This window comes from Granulicatella sp. HMSC30F09 (assembly GCF_001806915.1).
Classification (GTDB): Bacteria; Bacillota; Bacilli; order Lactobacillales; family Aerococcaceae; genus Granulicatella; species Granulicatella adiacens.
On sequence record NZ_KV786409.1, the window covers coordinates 1 to 17,004 of the forward strand.

Consider the following 17,004-nt stretch of genomic DNA (forward strand, 5'->3'; position numbering starts at 1 on the left):
GATTTTGTGTCTAACTTTTGGGGTGCACTTCATTCTATGAGCCCTTCTCTACAACCTAAAATAAACAAATTCTATTCATCCATTTGTATTTTTTGATAGTCTTTGGAGACTTTCATTAAAGTCTCATAAACTTCACGAAGTTCTTCTTTTAATCCTTCGTCCGTCAAATACGATTGCACTTTTGCAATCACTTCTTTTTCACGACTGGCATCGAAAATGGCCATCTCATTTTCCTTTTTAATTCGAGCAACATCCATAACGACTTGCATCCGTCTTTCAAAAAGAGAGACGATTTCGCGGTCGATGGCATCAATTTCTGCACGTTGTTTGTCTAACATCTAAAACCTCCTAAATTCCAAAAAAGACTCCTAATGGATAGCCGATAGCAACGGCGCTTATCGCACTAAGCAAGAATAAAACTCCCCCATAAAGAAACGCATCTTTTGCGTTCGTCCATCCAGAACCAACCGAAATGGCCACATAAGGCATTGATGGTGGTGTCATAAACGCTAGGCTCGCCATGAACCCAATCAGGCAGGCAATCGTTCCCGCTTGAACTTCAATCGATCCTGTAGCATAAACAGTCGTTAACACCGTTGTTACAACTGAAACAGTGACTAAGTTTGAAGAGACATTTGTTTGAAATCCTGCCCACAATACAAAGATAATCACAACCAATAGTGGCGAAAGTGTCGCAAATAAAGGCACTAACGAGCTTTCGAGTAAGCTAATCACCCCAAATTCAGGTTTCGTAATTAAGGTGCCCATACTCAATGTTGCTCCCACCAAGAACATACTTGGCCAATAGACCCCCTTTTGTAGGCCTTCTTGAATGGAGAGGAGTGGTTTCCCTTCAAATGATAGAATCGCTAAAAGAATTACTCCAACCATCGGAGGAAATGCCATTCCAGCGCCTTTTAAGAAAGTAGCCACGTCAGGTAGTAGTCCTCCGATTAGTTCTGGAAGAACCCATAGAAGAACAACACTCATAAAAATAAGAACCGTTGCTTTCTCACGTCTATTTTTCGGTGGTAAATTTTCTAGCGAAGTCATTTGTTTCATTTCCACTTGGGATAAATCCACTCGCCAAATAGTTCTAAGAACAACTCCCATCGCGATAAAGAGCACGAGTCCGGCTGGAATTCCAATCATCATATATTGCGCGTTGGAAATTGCAATTCCCGTTGACGTCTTATAGAGTGCCATCGCCGTTACTGAAAAGACGTGATTGATTGGTGTCATCGCAGTTCCGATGGCAATTGTCGAAAATAGAACAATTAATAAAATGGAAGCTTCTCTATCTCCTTTTTTAAATCCTAACAGAGCCATCATCTCTTCATAAATTGGAAAAACAATCATAAAGAGAATCGTCGGTGAAATAAAAAGACTAATAAATAAGACACTTGTATAGAAAGCTCCGATAAAATGCCAAGGTGTTTTCCCAGCAAAAGAACTTCCCAAGGCCTTTGCAACAAATCTTCGAAAAGCCGGAGTTTGCTCCAAAGCATAGGTCATTAAAAATGTAAATAATAGGAATACAAAAGTCGTATTCCCAAACGACAGATTAAAAATCTGCCCATAAGACACTCCTGGAAGCATCCCGATTCCTAATAGTACATAGCAGAGAACGCTTGGCCAATCCGTTGCGACAAAGAGCCAAAGCAGAAGACTGCTAAAGAAGATGGACAGAATGGAAACGGTCGGTGCTGCTAGTCCAAATAATGTTCCTTGTGTAATAGTTAAATAACCGCTCATTCCCATGAGAATAGCGCTGATTGCAACGATGAACTGTTGCAACCGGGTCCATGTTTTTCCTTTCATTGTTTCACCTCATTCTTATCTATCCTACCTCATTTTAGATCAGATTGCTATTGAAACTAAGCATACCCTTTGGAATCCGATATCACTTTTCTTCTATATTATATAGGAAAATTTTTCCCAAAATAAAAAAGCCAGGGCAGTCCCTGGCTCTTGTTTAATGTTCAAATTTTAATGCTTTTGCAAGACGTTTATATAGGAATAATGCAAGAATACTATTTAGCCCAAATTTAATGATATTAAATGGCAATAATGCAAACGTCATTAATGAAGCTAAGTCTGTTACATAAGGGTTAAGTGCATGAGCTGCTGCTACAATTTTTTCCATTGGAAAATTCATAGCAGTCGCATATAAAGGAAACATCACAAAATAATTTGCAGTTAATAAGACAACTGTAGCGGCAATCGTCCCAACGATTAAACTCATAATTGCAGTTTTAAAATTACGATTTCGTTGATATAAAATTACTGCCGGTAACATAAAGCTTAAACTTCCTATTAAGTTCACCGTTTCCCCAATTCCATATGTCATCGACCCATTATAGACAAAATTCAATAATATCTTGATAATGGCGATAAAACTTCCATAAACTGGACCTAAAATATATCCCCCCAACAATACCGGTAAGTCTGAAAAATCCAACTTCACAAAGGTTGGAATAAACGGTACGTTAAAAGATAGAAACATTAAAACGGTACTGATGGCACCAAAAACACCTACTAGAACAATTTTTTTAGTCGCTGTTCCTGTCGACTTTTTTACATCTGTACTCATCGTACATCCTCCTTCTTAGGGCGAAGGAAATTGCACTTTTCACCTAATTCCAATAAAAAAGCAGTATTGAAATGGACCTTCCAATACTGCTCGTCAAATAGACTCGTTGAAATAGTGCCATTTTCTCACATCTAGACTATACTATCGGTTCTGGAATCACACCAGATCATGCCAAGCGGCTCGTGGACTATACCACCGGTCAGGAATTTCACCTTGCCCCGAAAATGTTATTTTATAGGTTGATTGTAGCACTTCCTGTATCATTGCGCAATCTCCCTGCTTATAAAAGTTTTAAAAACTTTTCCCAACTAAACAAATTGGATGCCAGTGATTGGCATCCAATTTTTTAGAAATCTATTTTACTTCTTTAAATCCTTCTTCTAAAATCTTTTTCTTGGATTCTTCGAAACTGTAACGATCATTTTTCTTCACCAAAGCTGAATGAACACTGCTATAGAGTGCTGGTGCTTTCGAACGACTCTCTTCATCATCATATTTGAACTTCTTAAGGTCAACATCAACAGTAAATGCGATTTCCTTTTCACTATCCGATTGAGTGACTTTAATTCCATCAATTCCATCCATTTCTTTTACGATTTTCTCACGTTGTCTACGTGCCTTTTCTTCGTACTCCTTGTTCTTAGAAATATCATAGCTGATGTTAAACGTTAGTGAGGAAACCGAATCTTTTTCCTGGTCGTACATGTACGTTACTTTTTGCTTAGAAATAGAAACTTCTAAGGCAAATTCCGCTTTACTTTCAGACCGGCATCCTAATAAAACAAAAAATGCTCCTAATAATACAATCGATAATTTAATTATTTTCTTCATTTTATACTCCTTTATTGCGACTTATTGTTATCATAGAAAATCTAGTGTAGGATGTCAAATTATACTTGAAGTGTGTTGGGCCAAATTCTGCAAACAAAAACCGCCTCCTTTTCAGGAGACGGCTCTTTTAATTTCTATTAGAAACGGATGTAAGTTGCGCGAGCTGCAACGCTTGCTGAAATTGTACGGTAAGAGATTACGTTTAATCCTTGTACGTTCATTTCAGAGATGTATAATGAACCATCTGCATTAACTGCTTCTACGAATGCTACGTGTCCGTAAGTTGGGTCAGCACCTGCTAAACCTTGTTGGAATACGATTGCTGAACCAGCTGAAGGTGAGTTAGATACTGAGTATCCATAGCTACGAGCATATGCTGGCCATTCAGCCGCGTTACCCATCATGCTGTGTCCAATTGGTGTTCCAACTTGTGCCATACGGTTGAATACGTAGTAAGTACATTGTCCGAAGTATCCGCCGTTTAAAGCTGCACGGTAACTTGGGTCAACCGCTGGGAATCCTCCACCAGCTGTATAAGTATAGCTAGAAGATTGTTTTGTTGCTGCAGGAGCCGCTGTTGCTTGTGCTGCAGGAGCTGCTGCTGTTGTTTGTGCTTGAGTATTTGAAGCTGCAGGAGCTGGAGTTGAAGTTGCAGCTGCAACTGTTTCAGCTGCTTTTGCTGCTTCTGCTGCTAAAGCTTGACGAGATGCTTCTGCAATACGTGCTGCTTCAGCTTCTGCTTTTGCTTTTTCTTCAGCTAAACGTTTTTGGAAAGCTTCTTTTTCTGCAACTAATCCATCACGTTTTGAGATTTCAGCTAATTCTTCTTGAGATAAGTTTGCTAATAAAACTTTATTTTTGTCAAAAGTTTCATTTAATTTTGTTTGTAAGCCTTGTAATTCTTCCTCAGCTTTTTGTTGTTCAGCTAATTTAGCTTGTTGTTGCTCTTCTTTAGTTTCTACTTGTTTCTTATCTTCTGCTTGTTGTTGCATTAAATCACGGTTAGCACCGATTAAATCCATAACAACACCGATACGGTTAACGATATCTGATAAGTTTTCTGCATTTAATAAGAAGTCAACATATGAACGAGCTCCGTTTGTTTGTACTGCACGAGCTTGTTCTTCTAAACGTTCGTTACGTTCAGCAATTACTTTTTCTAATTTAGAAATTTCTGATTTTAATGAGTCGATTGCTGCTTGAGCTTCAGCTTTTTGAGCTTGAGTAGCATCAATCTTAGTTTGTACTCCAGATAATTCAGATACTAATGAATCAATTGTTGCATTAACTGCAGCTTTTTTATCATTGATGTTTGCAATTGTTGAATTAACTGAGTTGATTTGTGAGTCAAAGTCTTGCGCACTAACATTCGGTGCTAAAGCTCCTAATGTTAATACTGTTCCTGTTACTAATACTGTTAATAAACGTTTCTTCAAGTGAGTCCCTCCAATAGTTCCAATAAAAAATCAATTATATATTTCGAAGTAGCCGATTTGGCTTAAATAAAACTTAACTTGGTACTATAATACCATAGGACTTTAGACTGATGTTGATTTTCTTTGAATTGACAATACCTTGTAACAAAGCTGTAACATAAAACGATTAGCTGACCTTTTTGATACAAAAAAAGGAGAAATTTATAAAATATTACAGATTAATGTGTGTTTTTTTATAGAATGATTCAATGAAAATATGTAATTCCTTTAAGCGCGGTACATTTATCTTCAAAAAGTTTTGTAACAAACCAAACTTTAGCCCTCAAAAAAGGGGAAATATGGTATATTTAACGTATCCAATTGAAAATAGAAGGGAGCTATTTTTATGATATTAACATTAACAATGAATCCGGCGGTAGATATTGGGTATACGGTCGAAACATTAAAGATGGATACGGTGAATCGTACTCAAAAGGTTAGTAAAACACCCGGGGGAAAAGGCCTCAACGTGAGTCGTGTTTTAAAGCAACTCGGTTCTCCAGTGCTAGCAACAGGTTTACTAGGCGGCCACATCGGTGCTTTTATTAAAGAAAAATTGGATGAGGTTGACTTGCAAAATAACTTCTATCCTATCCAATCGGAAACTCGTAATTGTATTGCCATCCTACATGAAGGCCTTCAAACCGAAATCCTAGAGGCCGGTCCTACCATTACACCAGAAGAACAAGCAGGTTTCCTCGCTCATTTTGAAACCTTATTAAAAGAGATCGATCTTATCACGATTTCTGGTAGCCTGCCTGCTGGAATGGACGATGACTTATACGCAACGATTATTGAAAAAGCTGCAAAAGCCAGCATTCCTGTGCTTTTAGATACTTCTGGAAAGACATTGAAGATGGCGCTTGAAGCTTCTACCAATCCAGCCTTAATTAAGCCAAACCAAGAAGAACTCGCTGGGTTATTAGGGGTTCCTGAAGCGACAACGGTGGAAGAATTGAAGAAGCAATTGAACTCTCCGGTATTTGACGGGGTGGATTGGGTGGTTGTTTCGCTTGGATCAAAAGGCGCACTCGCAAAACATGAAGGTGTCTTTTACCAAGTCAGCATTCCCAAAGTCAACGCCGTGAATCCTGTTGGCTCTGGAGACTCAACGATTGCTGGGTTAGCTCATGCGATTGCAAAAGGCGAAAGCGTTGAATCCATTTTGAAAACGGCAGTGACTGCAGGTACGCTCAATGCCATGGAAGCTCAAACAGGCTTTATAAACAGGGATAACTTCGATACTATTTTCAATGCGGTAACGGTGGAGAAAGTTTAAAAAGTAAACTGGATTTCGGAAAACCTTATGGCTATCATCATAGTGACGGTAACGTTGTAGCGGTTCGAGCCGAAGTCTCTCACCTTAAAAGCCTCAAAGAGGGCGTACGGATTATAAATCCTACGCCCTCTTATTCGTTTTAATACGAAACACGTTACTGTCACTATTGAAGCCATAGACTTTCCGAAATCCAAAACAAATTCGAGTTTCTCCACCAAGGTTATCGCATTGAAAGGATTTTGTCATACAGCAGCTTGAGCTTCTATGGGTTAAGCTCCTGATGTTTTAAATGGAAAAGTGCACGGTTTTGCATTCGGAATGCGCACACTAAGTCGTGAGTTTTCGAGACAACAAATTCGGGCTTTTGACCTAAAAGTTATTTTGCAATATAACGTATATGTCATATTGAGTTTTTTACATTTGCTTTTGAAATATGATTGTGTAGGCGTTTATAACAGGTTTGAAAATCTATTTAAAACATTTTTTTGTTTCGAACTTTGTGAACTGCTCGTTATCGTCAGCTCACAAAGCAAAAATTTTCTTAGTAGTTTTTGACACGATGCACCCAAAGGATGATTCCGAAGAATACTGCGGATTTTATCATTATACTAACGTGGGCGCATAAAATAAGAGAAGCTTAAAGAGTTATACGCAGTAGCTGATTGGCATAAGCAAATCACTCGTGATTTGCTTATGCCTAATCAGCCTTGTGGAAATCCTTCACAGTGCGAAGGATTTGAAACCACTAAAAGAAAATGGACTCACACTGTGAGTCCATTTTTAGCTTTTGTCTTACTCCCGTAAGGATTCGCAGGAATCATCCGTCGTTTTATTATTTCAACACCACTAAGAAGTATTTTTTCTTACCGCGGCGGACGATGACGAAGCGTTCTTCGAAGGATTGTTCTTTCGTCCATTCGAATTCGAGGTCGGTTACTTTTTCCCCGTTGATAGAAATCGCGCCGTTTTGAATGTCTTCGCGTGATTGTCTTCTTGAAGGTTCGATGCCAAGGTCAACAAGCCATGTCGCTAGATTTTGAGGTTCTTTTGAACTTTCAAATGTTGGCATGTTTTTGAAGCCTTGTTCGATTTCGTCGGCTGTTAATTGTTGTACGTTTCCTGTGAAGAGCGCGTTTGTAATTTTCTTCGCGTCTTCCAAGGCTTTTTCGCCGTGAACGAAGCGAGTGACTTCTTCAGCAAGGCGGATTTGTGCTTCACGTTTATGTGGTTCTGTCGCCACTTTTTCTTCGAGAGCTTCGATTTCTTCACGGTCTAAGAATGTGAAGTACTTGATGTATTTAATCACGTCGCGATCATCTTGGTTTAACCAGAATTGGTAGAATTCGTATGGAGTTGTCTTTTCAGGGTCAAGCCATACAGCACCACCTGCTGATTTCCCGAATTTGGTGCCGTCTGATTTTAACATCAATGGAATTGTTAGACCGTACGCACGAGACTCTGCTCCTTCTACTTTACGGATTAATTCAAGCCCTGAAGTGATGTTCCCCCATTGGTCCGCACCTCCAATTTGAACTTGCACGTCTTCTGTCTTGAATAAATGCAAGAAGTCCATTGATTGTAGGATTTGGTATGAGAATTCTGTAAATGAAATCCCTACTTCTAGACGGCTTGCGACAACGTCTTTAGCAAGCATGGTGTTCAAGTTGAAATGCTTTCCGTAGTCACGTAAGAAGTCTAATAATGATAAATCTTTTGTCCAATCGTAGTTGTTTACAAGGCGTAATGTCGCTTGGTCTTCATCTGTTGTGAAGAATAATTTTTTCATTTGCGCTGTCAATTTTTCGACATTGTGTTGAACTTGTTCCATTGATTGAAGCACACGTTCGCTTGTACGACCACTTGGATCTCCGATTGATCCTGTTGCCCCACCAATCAAAATAACTGGTTTATGTCCTGCTAATTGGAAACGACGAAGAATCATAAATGGAATTAAGTGTCCAATGTGCATGCTATCTCCAGTTGGGTCTACGCCACAGTAGAGTGATACAGCCTTTTCGCTGGTTAAGGCACGTAAGCCTTCTTCATCTGTCATTTGGTTGATGGCGCCGCGCCATTCTAAATCATCGATAATGTTCATCTTGTTTCTCCCCTTCTTTCTTGTAAATAAAAAATCCCTAATAGCCAAAAAAGACTATTAGGGACGATTTTCACCGTGTTACCACCCTTGTTGACGATGCCAGGCATCATCCACTCGAGCATCCTTATCGCGGATGAGACGTCCTTACGGATCGCTCCCAAGTGTACTTCGCGGATGTGGGGGATTGTCTTGCACCGACCGACAATTCTCTTCTTCTCCCGTGGACAACCACTACTGCGCTTGTTCATTGCTTCTATATGTGCATTAAGTATAAGGCTTATCCTACTTGATGTCAATGACTACATTTCATCTGGAGCAGCCACGCCAAGAAGCGCTAGGCCTTGTTTTAGAAGGCTTGCTGTTGTTTGTACTAAAGCGATACGGCTGTTGAAGGCTTCATCTTCAACGAGTACTTTTGTATGTGCGTAATATTTATTAAACGCTTGTGCTAAATTGATAACGAATTTTGCAATTGCAGATGGTTCGCATTTTTCTTCAGCAAAACGTACAACGTTTGGATAGTTTTCAATCAGTTTCAATACTTCCCAGGCATCATCGTCTGTTAATGAGAAGGCCGCTTGTGTATCGACAGTATGGTTGGCTTTACGCAAAATACTCATCGCACGAGCATGTGTATATTGTACGTACGGTCCTGTTTCACCTTCAAATTGTACCACTTCTTCAAGCGCAAAGTCGAAATTGTTTGTACGGTCGTTCTTCAAGTCGTGGAAAATTACCGCACCCACCCCAACAGCGTGTGCCACAGCTTCTTTGTTTTCAAGCGATGGATTTTTTGCTTCGATTTGTTTCAAAGCAAGTTCTGTCGCTTCTTTTAACACGCCTTCAAGAAGGATGATTTTTCCTTTACGAGTCGATAATTTCTTACCGTTCAATGTGATTAGTCCGAATGGAATATGCACGATATTTTCAGACCAAGGTAAGTTTAATTCTTTTAAGACTGCTTTTAATTGTTTGAAGTGGTTTGATTGTTCCATCCCTACCACGTAAATACATTTTGCGAAATCGTAAGTATTCTTACGGTAGTTTGCGGCTGCTAAGTCACGTGTCATGTATAGTGTTGCGCCGTCTGATTTTTTAATCAACGCTGGTGGTAAATCATATTTTTCAAGGTCTACGATTGTCGCACCATTATCCACTTTTAGTAAGTTTGCATCTTCAAGCATGTCGACCACAACGTCCATCTTGTCGTTATAGAACGCTTCTCCGTTATATGAATCAAAAGTCACGCCGAGTAAGTCATACACGCGGTTGAATTCTTTCAATGATTCACTTCTGAACCATTCCCATAGACGAACCGCTTCTGCATCTCCATCTTCTAGTTTTTTGAACCATGCACGACCTTTATCATCGAGCGTTGGGTCTAGTTCTGCTTCTTCGTGGAAACGAACGTATAATTTAATGAGTTCTGCGATTGGATCAGCTTTTACAAGCTCTTCGCTACCCCATAATTTGTACGCTTCGATCAGTTTCCCGAATTGTGTTCCCCAGTCTCCTAAGTGGTTGATACGAATTGGTTCATAGCCCACTTTTTTCTCAAGGTTCGCAATCGCGTTCCCAATAACCGTTGAACGTAAATGTCCCATTGACATTGGTTTCGCGATATTAGGTGAAGACATATCGATAACCACTTTACGACCTTGACCGTAATCCCAGTCACCGTAATGTTCTCCAAGTTCTAAGACTTCTTTTAAGACTTCATCGGCAAAAGCGCTACGTTCTAAGAAGAAGTTCGCGTATGGTCCCATTGCCTCTGCGCGTTCGATGTGTTTATCACTAACGGCTTCCACGATTTCTGTCGCGATAGCTTGCGGTGCTTTACGTAATACTTTTGCAAGTGTAAATGCAGGGAAAGCTAGGTCCCCTTGGTTCGCGTATTTAGGCACTTCAATCATTGATACGATTTCGTCAACGCTTAAATGCTCGCCGACTGTTTTTGCGATTTGTTCTGCAACAATTTTCTTATAATTCATCTTTGTTCTCCTTTTCTTTGGTTTTTATACTCGGATATCCATTTATACAAAAAAATCCCTATACGACGACAGTCATATAGAGACGAGAATTCCCGTGGTACCACTCTGCTTGCTCAAATTGAGCCACTTTACTCGGTAACGGCGAATCCGGATTATCCTACATTTCAAATAATCATTTCAAAAGTGCGGTTCATTTTTAATGAATGGTTGGCTTTCACCCTTCCAACTCGCTAATACATTCGGTTAAAAACTACTCTCTTTTTCATCAATTTTGCTATTTAACTGTCATCCACTGTACCATAATCAGTACGAATTTGCAATTTTACTTCTTTTTAAAATAGCGAACACCTTGCACTACTGACGAGATGGCAAATAAGACTGCACAGATCGCATACAGTGGTTTTGAAACCACCGCCAAAATCACAAAGGCAATCGCACAAATGGCGTAAACAATACATAAATATAAGGACTGATCCATTTACTCACCTACTTTAATTTATCGTGGTCATACGTATGCACCAGTTCAAGCCCTGCAAAACATTGCTGGCGAAGTGCTTCGTATACAACAATCGCTGCCGTATTCGACAAGTTCAATGAACGCACATGCGTATCGTTCATCGGAAGACGCAAGCATTTCTCTTCGTTTTCGCGCATAAATTCTTCAGGAAGGCCTGTTGTCTCTTTCCCGAACATGAAGAATTGCTCCTCATCGCGGGCTAAATCCACCTCATCATAGGTGTGGTTGGCGAATTTTGTAATCAAATATAAAGGACGCTCTCCTAAATAGTCGAGGAACGCTTCCAGCGATTTGTGATACGTAATATCGACATCATGCCAATAATCTAGCCCCGCACGCTTCAAATGCTTATCATCTGTTGAGAATCCAAGCGGTTCAATTAAGTGCAGTGGCGAATTTGTCGCTGCACAGGTTCTTGCAATATTCCCCGTATTGGCCGGAATTTGTGGTTCAAATAATACGATATGATTTACCGTCATTTGTTTGCCTCTTCTCTATATTTTTCTTGTAAAACTACAATTGCTTTTTCTAATTCTTCGATTAACTCGATATCTTCCTTGGTTGGATTTTCCAGAGAGTCTCTCTTCTTCACTGCGGCTTCTTTTTGCTCGTTAAAATAATCGATCATTTCTTGGTTCGATTCGTTCACGATTTCTGCCACTGCCCAAGCAGCTGTCCCCTTCATCACGGGACGCATATCTTCTTTCATAACGCGAAGTAAGAGCGGAACTGCCGATTTATCGCGGTAATTCGCTAAGGCGATAATCGCATTTCTCTGCAACGGTTTCTTTCCACGCCACGACCCCGCCATTTGTCCAAAACGTTCCTTAAACTCTTTGTTCGAAATCGTCACAAGCGGCTTTAAGAGTGGATGTGTCTCTTCAACAGATGGTTCCATCTCTGGGTGCAAATGGAAATCTTTTCCCTTATTATACGGACACACTTGCTGGCAAATATCACAGCCGTAAATCACATGCCCGATTTTTTTACGAAACTCTTGTGGCATGAAGCCTTTCGTCTGCGTCTGATACGACAAGCAGCGCATGGCATTCATACGTCCGTCGCCAAGCAGAGCACCTGTTGGACAGAAATCCACACAACGCGTACAATCGCCGCATCCATAATCCACCATTTCATCGGTTGGAAACTCGATATTCGTAATCAGCTCTCCTAAGTAGACATACGAGCCAAATTCCTTCGTAATGAGAAGGCCATTCTTGCCGACAAAACCAATTCCTGCACGCTCTGCTACACGAACATCGATTAATTCGCCCGTATCAACCATCGGCTTAAAGCGGGAATCATCGTCTTGAACCTCTTCTTTAATGTAATTGATTAATGCTTCCATGCGTCTTGAAAGAATAAAGTGATAATCCTCTCCCCACGAAGCCCGTGCAAAAGCCCCGCGACGCTCTCCCTTCACACGTTCCGGCTTATTTTTAGGAAGTGTTGGATATGCCAGCGCAATGGAAATAATTGTTTTTGGAGTATCGAAGATTTTCTCAGGATAAATACGCTCTTCTAACACAGGATGCTCAAAACCAGTCGTATGACCGAGTTCTTTAGAACGACGCATGCTCTCTTCTAAGTGCGTAAATGGCTCTGCAGAAGCAAAACCAATCTTATCAATGCCCAGCTCTTTGCTTTTAGCAATAATTTTCTGTTTTAAAACTGCTGTATCCATCTAAATCCTCCTCTCCATTCTTCCTAACTATTGTACTATACTTCTCTTTTTTCACAAAGTTTCCTAATTTTACACAAAAAAAAACGCTAGCCTTCGGTGAAATCACTGCGAAAGTTAACGTTAGTCGAACATCAATTGCCGTGCAAAATCAATTACAGAGCAAGAGATACAAGTATAATAGCGCTTTTCTTTTTAAAAATCAACTATAAAGTTAAGAAATTCTAACGTTTTTGAAAAAAATTTTATCATTCCTTGAATTGTTTTAGTTTGTTACTGAAAAAAGACTTCTTTTATACACTTAAAGAGACTTCTAACCAGAGAAAAGCAACTCAAGGGGTTGCTTTTCTTATACTGTCTGTTTTCCTCTTCACTTCATTATACCATTCTTCCGTAATCGTAGCAGCTGCCATCGGATGGTCTCCCGGATTAATAACAACATCATGAAATGCTAATGGTTCATCAAGCGTCACAATTAATGCTTTACAATCTTCTCCATGGTGCTTACGAAGTCTTTTCCAGTCCGTATACACTTTGAGTGTCAACTCTTTCGTATCTCCTGGTTGCATTACTAAATCAAAAGGAATATTAGGTACTACGTCCGTTTGCGGGTTATCTTCTAGAAGTTGGTCATATCCATGAAGCCTCATTGGCGCAATAAATTTTGCTGTTTTTAAAGCTTCATAAAACTCATATAAATAGACTTGGCTTAGTCTTTTTTTATCTTTCGTATTCAGTTTACCCAATTGACGTGCCAAATATAACCACTTGATCACATTCGGATTCGTTACAGGTATTTCTATTTCATCCATCCCTTTATACCGCGGAAGATCCACTAGTTGTTCCGCAAGAATCGTTGTTTTTTCACCACAATATTGAATTCCACGTATTCCATCATAGATAAATAAGTCTCTTATGAAATTACGAATCCCTTCTTTATCAGGCCCATTCTCAATTCGTTTAAAATCAAATATCTCATTTTTTCCAAACGACTCTTTAAGATTATGGATATACGAACTTGGAATCAGTCGAGCCATTGGCATTGTAACAGAAAGTGTGCCCTTCTCATCTTCTGATGCATGAGAAAACAAATAAGGCTCATCTGTTTCTACTGAATACACTACATAAACATCATCTAATAAAAATAGTTTTTCTCGAATCAGTTTATACAATTCTCGTCTTTTATAATTTAATAGTACCTGTTTGGCTTCAAATTGTTTAGCCTCTTCAGCATGCGCTTTATAGTATAATTGCCAAATCTCCGAAATATCTGATGCAGCTAATCTTTCACAATCCTCTTTAGTAAGTTTGCACTCTTGTTCATTCACAAAAGCGTTTCCCAGCGCAGCAATATAAGCATTATATCGTTGTTCATCCGGAGCATTTTCCGAATGCAACACCGTTCCCTTATAAATATCAAGTTTAGCCCCATCTTGGACTCTTGCCATCACCATTCTGTCTGAAACTTCTTGTAGCTCGCCTTCAGGAACCATGAGTGATAGAACGGTTGTTTTCACAGGGGTTTCCGTCACACAACTCATCTTTGTAACAACAATTTCGTCCCCAACTTTTATGGTCCCTTTCACGAAACCCACTACCATTAAGTCTGAAGAATTGTCCTCTCCCTTAAAAAAAATAACAACACCAAGAGCAAAACTCGGAGCCTGTTTCTTCTTTCCAAATAAAAAATCGAATAATCCCATTCATATTCCTCCCGTTTTCCAATAGCTGATACTTGATACTTAAATTATATCATAGCTTATTTCGAGAATATATAAACCACTAAACCAGAGAAAAGCAACTCCTTGAGTTGCTTTTCTTATAACTATTTAATCTACTGCATTAAAGAATTCTTCTGTCATAAATAGAGCTATCGGATATTCGCCAGGATTAATAACAACATCATAATCCTTTAACAATTCATCAAGCGTTACAACTAACCCTTTATACTCTTCACCAAAGTGTTTACGGAGTCTCTTCCAATCTGTATACACTTGAACGGCCTTCTCTTTTGTTTTCCCTTGTTTTATCGCTAAATTAAAAGGAATATTAGGTTCGATTTCAGTTTGCGGGTTATCTTCAAGAAGTTGGTCATACCCATGAAGTTGCATAGGCGCAATAAATTTTGCGGTCTTTGTAAATCTGGCAAGCAGATAAAAATATGCTTTACCGATATTCTTTTCTTCTTTATCTTCTATTCCGTCCGATTGACTTGATAGATGCAAAAACTTCATTAAATCTGGATTCGTTACAGGGATTTCTGCTTCATCTACCCCTTCATAATTCGGAAGGTCCATTAATTCTTTTGCAAAAATAAACGTATCTTCTGTGAAATATTGAATCGCTTCTACTCCATCATATATAAATAAATCTCTTAGAAAATTACGAATTCCCTCTTTTTCAGGTCCGTTTTCAATCCGTTTAAATTCTGCTCTCTTATCATTCCTATAAAGATCTTTACGGTAATGCATGTATGAGCTTGGAACCAGATAAACCCGTGAATGTGAAACAGTTATCCCCTTATTTCCATCTAATGATGCAGTAGCAAACAAATGAGGTTCGTTCGTTATTGGTGAGTATATTACATAAATGTCATCTAATAAAAATAGTTTTTCTCGAATCAAATTAAAGAAATCTCGTCTTCTCTGATCCACCTTCAGTTCTATTTCTTTTACCCTTCCAAAGTCTTCAAGATGGGCCTTCCAATATAAACTCCAAATCTCCGAAATGTCTGAAGCGGCCAATTTTTCACGATCCTCTTCAGTGAGTATTCCATCTTGTTGCCTTACAAAAGCGATATCCATTGTAAAACGATAAGCATGGTAAACCTGAGTATCTGTCACGGTTTCCGAATGCAACATGGTACCTTTATAAATCCCAAGTTTATTCCCATCTTTGACTTTTACCTTCACCATTTTTTCTGAGGCTTCTTGAACCTCCTCTTCATCAACATAAATGGATAAAATGACGGTTTTTACAGGCGTTTTGGATAAACAACTTATCTTTGTAACAACAAGTTCGTCACCTACTTTGATGGTTCCTTGAACAAAGCCCTCAATAATTAAGTCTGTAGCGTTGTCATCAACACCAATCACATTACTTACTCCAAGAATACAGATTGATTCTGCTTCTTCCTTACCCAGAGTAAAACTCGGATCAGGTTTCTTCTTTCTAAATAAAAAATCGAATAATCCCATTTTGTTTCTCCTACTCCTAATCATTCACTATCTTTGGTTTCATTACCTGTTTCGAAATATAGCGTTCCGTTAATAAGGACAGGATGCGGAATTAATGGACCTCCCAACGGTTGGAGGAGACCTCTCCACCCATCCCCGTACTCTTCATTGAATCTCTTCCAATCTGTAAAAATTGGAACAGCCTTCTTATTGTCTTTTAGCTCTTTCATTGCTAACTCATACTTCACATCTTCTGCAAAAGAAGTTTCCCCATTTTCGTTGGGTTTTGGTAATTCTCCTTGTACTTTAATAGGTACAATAAAACGTGCTGTTTTTAAGGCTTCCGTCAAACGGTTTAAATACAAATTGGATAAGAAATCTCGGTCTCTCTTTCCTAATGTAGTAGTATTTCCAATTTGGCCTAGCATTAGTAAACAACGAACTACCTCAGGATTCATTATCGGTTTGTCAACCTCTCTCATTCCTTCTAAATCCGGGGATTTTACTAGCGCTTTTGCATTAATTGACGTTTCATCTGAAATAAACTCAATTCCTTCAGCTCCATTTAAGAAAATAACTTCGTTTAAGAAATTCTGGATTCCATCTTTATCAGGTCCGTTTTCAATACGACGGAGCACAAACTCATCAGGATATGTAATTTTCTCTTTATATGCCGCAGGAATTAAACGTACCATTGTTTCAGCTGGCTCAAGGCTACCATCTTTATTTCTTGTTGAACTTATGAACAAAGCTGGTTCTCCAGTCTTTACAGAATAAACTGCATATATTTCATCGAGTGTTAATAATGTAGCGCGAACCTGCTCCATTAAAAGAAGGATTTTTTCAAGATAGAATGCATGTGTTCCATGTGAATGTTGTGCAGCACTATCATCACAAAAACGAATAGATTGTCTCCATATTTCTATTAGGTCCGTAATCGAAAAGCGTCTACGATCCTCATCCATTAATTTCCCATTTTGCCAGAAGAAAAATGCATTAATAATAGCGTAAAGATAAGAAGCTCTTAAATCATCTTCGCTTACCCCTTCGAAATGCAAGACTGTACCTTTATACACGTTGTGTTTTTTACCATCTTTAATCGTTACCACAACATTGTCGCCGGATGCCTTCTTCACTTGACCTTTATTCGCGTCTTCAAGTGCGGATATGACAGCTTTTGCAGGTTTATCATTATCACTTCCTAAATTTGTAATAATGACTTCATCTCCAACGTGAATCGTTCCTCTTACGAGTCCTATAACGACTAAGTCTTCTGAGTCGTTTGGATTAGGGAGTATCTCTTCTACCCCAAAAACAACAGTTCTATTTTCTTTCTTCTTTCCAAATAAAAAATCGAATAATC

The 17,004-nt window shown here is 39.1% G+C and carries 14 protein-coding genes, 1 riboswitch and 2 other annotated features; of the genes, 1 reads left to right on the plus strand and 13 read right to left on the minus strand.

What is annotated here, in order from left to right; translation table 11 throughout:
* Positions 1–71: 71 nt before the first annotated feature.
* The 5 genes from HMPREF3103_RS00890 to HMPREF3103_RS00910 form a co-directional block, all read right to left on the minus strand.
* The gene (locus HMPREF3103_RS00890; RefSeq protein ID WP_049555717.1) at positions 72–338 is read right to left on the minus strand and encodes a chorismate mutase; all 267 of its coding nucleotides are present in this window, start codon (positions 336–338) and stop codon (positions 72–74) included.
* Positions 339–348: 10 nt separating this feature from the next.
* On the minus strand, positions 349–1,821 hold the full coding sequence (locus tag HMPREF3103_RS00895) for an SLC13 family permease (RefSeq protein ID WP_070436871.1): 1,473 nt from the start codon (positions 1,819–1,821) through the stop codon (positions 349–351).
* A gap of 154 nt (positions 1,822–1,975) precedes the next feature.
* A complete protein-coding gene (locus HMPREF3103_RS00900; RefSeq protein ID WP_070436873.1) occupies positions 1,976–2,593 on the minus strand; it encodes an ECF transporter S component in 618 nt (205 codons plus the stop codon).
* Positions 2,594–2,708: 115 nt separating this feature from the next.
* A riboswitch (FMN riboswitch) is annotated at positions 2,709–2,823 on the minus strand.
* A 124-nt stretch (positions 2,824–2,947) separates the two neighbouring features.
* Positions 2,948–3,424, minus strand: coding sequence for a hypothetical protein (locus HMPREF3103_RS00905; RefSeq protein ID WP_070436875.1), 477 nt, complete (start codon positions 3,422–3,424; stop codon positions 2,948–2,950).
* Positions 3,425–3,561: 137 nt separating this feature from the next.
* Positions 3,562–4,860, minus strand: coding sequence for a CHAP domain-containing protein (locus HMPREF3103_RS00910; RefSeq protein ID WP_070436877.1), 1,299 nt, complete (start codon positions 4,858–4,860; stop codon positions 3,562–3,564).
* A 385-nt stretch (positions 4,861–5,245) separates the two neighbouring features.
* Between HMPREF3103_RS00910 and lacC the strand changes: the two genes are divergently transcribed.
* Positions 5,246–6,178, plus strand: a complete 933-nt coding sequence (gene lacC / locus HMPREF3103_RS00915) for a tagatose-6-phosphate kinase (protein WP_070436879.1) — start codon at positions 5,246–5,248, stop codon at positions 6,176–6,178.
* An 832-nt stretch (positions 6,179–7,010) separates the two neighbouring features.
* On the opposite strand, the gene tyrS is transcribed toward lacC, so the two are convergent.
* The 8 genes from tyrS to HMPREF3103_RS00950 all read right to left on the minus strand — a co-directional run.
* A complete protein-coding gene (tyrS, locus tag HMPREF3103_RS00920) occupies positions 7,011–8,276 on the minus strand; it encodes a tyrosine--tRNA ligase (RefSeq protein ID WP_070436882.1) in 1,266 nt (421 codons plus the stop codon).
* 56 nt (positions 8,277–8,332) lie between these two features.
* Positions 8,333–8,533, minus strand: a binding site (T-box leader).
* Between the two features lie 42 nt (positions 8,534–8,575).
* Entirely contained in the window at positions 8,576–10,267 is a 1,692-nt protein-coding gene (gene argS, locus HMPREF3103_RS00925) for an arginine--tRNA ligase (protein ID WP_070436883.1), read from the minus strand.
* 75 nt (positions 10,268–10,342) lie between these two features.
* Positions 10,343–10,542 (minus strand) — a binding site (T-box leader).
* A 47-nt stretch (positions 10,543–10,589) separates the two neighbouring features.
* Positions 10,590–10,745, minus strand: a complete 156-nt coding sequence (locus tag HMPREF3103_RS09500) for a hypothetical protein (protein ID WP_160313175.1) — start codon at positions 10,743–10,745, stop codon at positions 10,590–10,592.
* 8 nt (positions 10,746–10,753) lie between these two features.
* Positions 10,754–11,263, minus strand: coding sequence for a tRNA (uridine(34)/cytosine(34)/5-carboxymethylaminomethyluridine(34)-2'-O)-methyltransferase TrmL (trmL, locus tag HMPREF3103_RS00930; protein ID WP_070436886.1), 510 nt, complete (start codon positions 11,261–11,263; stop codon positions 10,754–10,756).
* Positions 11,260–12,468 (minus strand): tRNA epoxyqueuosine(34) reductase QueG, encoded by a 1,209-nt coding sequence (queG, locus tag HMPREF3103_RS00935; protein WP_005606570.1) that lies wholly within the window; start codon positions 12,466–12,468, stop codon positions 11,260–11,262. The genes trmL and queG overlap by 4 nt, the downstream gene beginning before the upstream one ends.
* Before the next feature lie 329 nt (positions 12,469–12,797).
* Positions 12,798–14,168 (minus strand): SseB family protein, encoded by a 1,371-nt coding sequence (locus HMPREF3103_RS00940; RefSeq protein WP_070436889.1) that lies wholly within the window; start codon positions 14,166–14,168, stop codon positions 12,798–12,800.
* A 126-nt stretch (positions 14,169–14,294) separates the two neighbouring features.
* A complete protein-coding gene (locus tag HMPREF3103_RS00945) occupies positions 14,295–15,662 on the minus strand; it encodes an SseB family protein (protein WP_070436891.1) in 1,368 nt (455 codons plus the stop codon).
* A 20-nt stretch (positions 15,663–15,682) separates the two neighbouring features.
* Positions 15,683–17,004: SseB family protein (locus HMPREF3103_RS00950; protein ID WP_168132790.1), on the minus strand; the 1,322-nt coding region annotated here is incomplete at its 5' end.